Source organism: Protofrankia sp. CiP1_Cm_nod3, from assembly GCF_982290655.1.
Map to the genome: position 1 here is coordinate 3,053 of NZ_CEVIVD010000210.1, position 3,330 is coordinate 6,382.

The following is a 3,330-nucleotide window of genomic DNA, read 5'->3' on the forward strand; positions in this document are numbered from 1 at the left end:
GGGTGGACCGGGGGGTGGTCGTGTCCGCGGCCTTGTCGACCGGGGAGCTGCTGCGCTGCCCGGGGCTGCGACGCGAGGAGGCCGCACGGCTGTTCCGGCTGCAGCGCCGGCTCGCCCGGGCGAAACGCGGCTCGCACCGCCGCGGCCGGCTCAAGGCCCGGATCGCCCGGCTCCGGGCCCGGGAGAGCGACCGGCGGAAGGACTGGGTCGAGAAAACCTCGACCGATCTCGCCCGCCGGTTCGAGGTGATCCGGGTGGAGGATTTGAAGATCCGGCAGATGACCCGGTCGGCGCGGGGCACGGTGGATGCGCCCGGGACGAACGTCCGGGCGAAAGCCGGCCTGAACCGGGGCATCCTCGCGGGCGGCTGGGGTCTGCTGGTCCGACGGCTGGAACAGAAAGCCCCCGGCCGGGTGGAGAGGATCCCGGCGGCCTATACCAGTCGGCGTTGCTCGTCCTGCGGGCATGTGGCCGCCGAGTCGAGAGAGAGCCAATCTCGGTTCGTGTGCGTCGCCTGCGGGCATGAGAGCAACGCCGACATCAACGCTGCAAGGAATATCGCGGCCGGACGGGCCGTGACCCCGCAGGGAGGCAGGGCGTTGGCCGTGCCGGTGAACCGTGAACCTCAACGAACCGCACCCCCTTCCCTGGCGGGTGTGTAGGAGTTGGAATCCCCCGCGTTCACGCGGGGGAGGACGTCAAGAGATCCCGAGCTCGTTGCCTATAAAGGCGATCAGTTCGTCGTCGGACGCCGACAGCAGTTCCTCCGTCGTGCGCGTGCCGGCCTGCGGATGGGTGATGGAGCCGTCCGGGGCGTCCAGACCGTTTTCCTGTTCCTGTCCGGGAGCGCTGTCGGACGCTTCTCCGCTGCCCGCGGCCGGGACGAGGGCGTCGCGGAGATGCTCGGCCAGCTCCACCGGGGACGGATGGTCGAAGACCAGCGTCGCGGGCAGGGCGAGCCCGGTGCGGGCCGTCAGCCGGTTGCGCAGCTCGACGGCCGCGAGCGAGTCGAAGCCCTGCTCACGGAAGTGCCGGGTGACGTCGACCCGGTCGGCCGAGGCGTGCTTCTGCACCACGGCCACCTCCGTGCGCACCAGCTCGAGGACGATCCGCCGGGCCTGGCGCTCGGAGGCCTCGGCGAGCCGGCGCACCAGCGTGGCCGGGCCGTCGTCCGCGCCCTCCGCCGCCGCCTGCGCCGTCGTCCCGGCCGCAGCGGCCGTGGCGGTCGCGACGCCGGGCAGCTCACGCAGCAGGGGATGCGGGCGGGCGGCGGCCACCGCCGCCCAGTCGGCCTCGGTGACGACCAGGCGGGTATCGCCCCGCTCGAGCGCCTGCCCCAGGGCTGCCAGGGCGACGTCCGGGGTGATCGGCGCGAAGCCCTGGTGGCCGGCGTGCGCGGCGACGTCCGCGCTGGCGATGCCGGCGCCGCTCCACAGCCCCCAGGCGACCGAGGTCGCGGGCCGGCCTGCGGCCCGGCGCCGCTCGGCGAGGGCGTCGAGGTAGGCGTTGCCCGGGGCGTAGTTGCCCTGGCCGGCGAGCCCGACCGTGCCGGCGATCGAGGAGAACAGCACGAACGCGGTCAGGTCCGCGTCCCTGGTCAGCTCGTCCAGGTGGCGGGCGCCGCCGGCCTTGACCCGCAGCACCCGTTCGATCCGCTCGGGGGTCAGACTGGTCAGCAGCGCGTCGTCCAGCACCGCCGCGGTGTGCACCACCGCGGTCAGGGGCTGCCCCGGCGGGATCGCGGCCAGCACCGCGGCCAGCTGGTCACGGTCGGCGACGTCGGCGGCGGCGTAGGTCACCGCGGTGCCGTTGCCGGCCAGCTCCGCGGCCAGCTCGCCGGCCCCCGGCCAGCCGTCGCCACGGCGGCTGACCAGCAGCAGGTGCTCGGCGCCGCGCCCGGCGAGCCAGCGCGCGACGTGCCCGGCCAGCGCGCCGCTACCGCCGGTGACCAGCACCGTCCCGGGCCCCGGCCGCCAGCCGGCCGGGGCACCGTCCCCGTTGTTGCTGTTGCTGTTGCCGGTGCCGGTGCCGGTGGCGGTGGCGGTGGCCTGGTTGCCGTTGGCGCCGATGGCCTGCCCGGTGGCGGCAGCGGCCCCGCCCGTGATGGCGGCGGTGGTCGTCGTGCCACCGGCGGGCGCGGGCACCAGCCGGCGGGCCAGCACCCCGGACGGGCGCACGGCCAGCTCGACCTCGCCGTGCCCGCCGGCACCGTGCCCGCCGGCGCCGTGCCCACCGGCCAGGACGCCGACGAGCTGGCGGACCACCCGCTCGTCGACGGACTCCGGCAGGTCGACCACGCCGCCCGCACGCCGCGGGTTCTCCACGCCGACGATCGGGTGCAGGCCCCAGACCAGCGCGCCGGCCGGGGCGGTGACAGCCTCGCCGGCGACGGTGGCCACCGCCCCGTGGGTCGCCAGCCACAGCGGCGCGGCGGTCCCGGCGTCCTCGACGGCCTGGACCAGCGCCACGGTCGCGGCGAACCCGGCGGGCAGGTCGGACGTCTCGGCCGTGTCGTCCCCGAGCCCCAGCAGCGACAGCACGCCGTCCACCGGCCCCGCCGCCGCGGCGGCGGTCAGCTCGGCGGCGAGCCCCTCCCGGGTGCTGTGCCGCCGGTCGACGGCCAGCACCACGGTGTCCGGCAGCGCGCGGGTGAGCGCGGTGACCAGCGGGGCGTCACGGCGGTCGGCCGGCACCACCAGCAGCCAGCGCCCGCGCGGTGGCCCGGCGGGCAGGTCGTGGACCGGCCGCCACACCACCCGGTAGCGCACGGCGTCCACCGCGTCGGTGATCTGCTGCCGCTCCCACCAGGACACGAGGGCGGGCAGCACCTCGCCCAGCGCGGCGCGCTCCCGTTCACCGGCGAGCCCGAGTGTGTCGGCGAGCTCGTCGAGGACGCCGCGGCGCACCGCCGTCCAGAAGGAGGAGTCCCCGACGCCGCCCACCGGGCCGCCGGCCGGCTGCCCGGCCGTCGCGGCGCCGGCGGCGGCGGCGCTGGCCGCGGCCGGTGTCGCCTCCAGCCAGTGCCGGGTGCGCTGGAACGCGTAGGTCGGCAGGTCGACGGTGCGCGCGCCGAGGCCGGCGAACACGGCGGGCCAGTCCAGGCGGACGCCGTGGGCGTGGGCGGCGCTCACCGCGGTGGCGACCGTGACCGCCTCCGGTTCGTTGCGGCGCAGCAGGGAGACCGCGACGGGGGCGGGCCGGCTGCTGTCGTCGCTGAGGGTTTCGTGGGTGAGGGCGGTCAGGACGGGGTCGGGGCCGAGTTCGAGGTAGGTGGTGGTGCCGTGGTGGTGGAGGGTTTCGGTGGCGTGCTGGTAGTGGACGGTGGCGCGG

2 protein-coding genes are annotated in these 3,330 nt (G+C 76.5%); one reads left to right on the forward strand and one right to left on the reverse strand.

The features are described from left to right. Nucleotides 1–662, forward strand: a 662-nt coding sequence (locus AC5LUJ_RS22830; RefSeq protein WP_493465726.1) for an RNA-guided endonuclease InsQ/TnpB family protein, incomplete at its 5' end; no start/stop codon positions are given. 36 nt (nt 663–698) lie between these two features. On the opposite strand, the gene AC5LUJ_RS22835 is transcribed toward AC5LUJ_RS22830, so the two are convergent. Further along, nucleotides 699–3,330 (reverse strand): SDR family NAD(P)-dependent oxidoreductase (locus AC5LUJ_RS22835; RefSeq protein WP_493465727.1); only part of this gene is annotated, 2,632 nt, incomplete at its 5' end.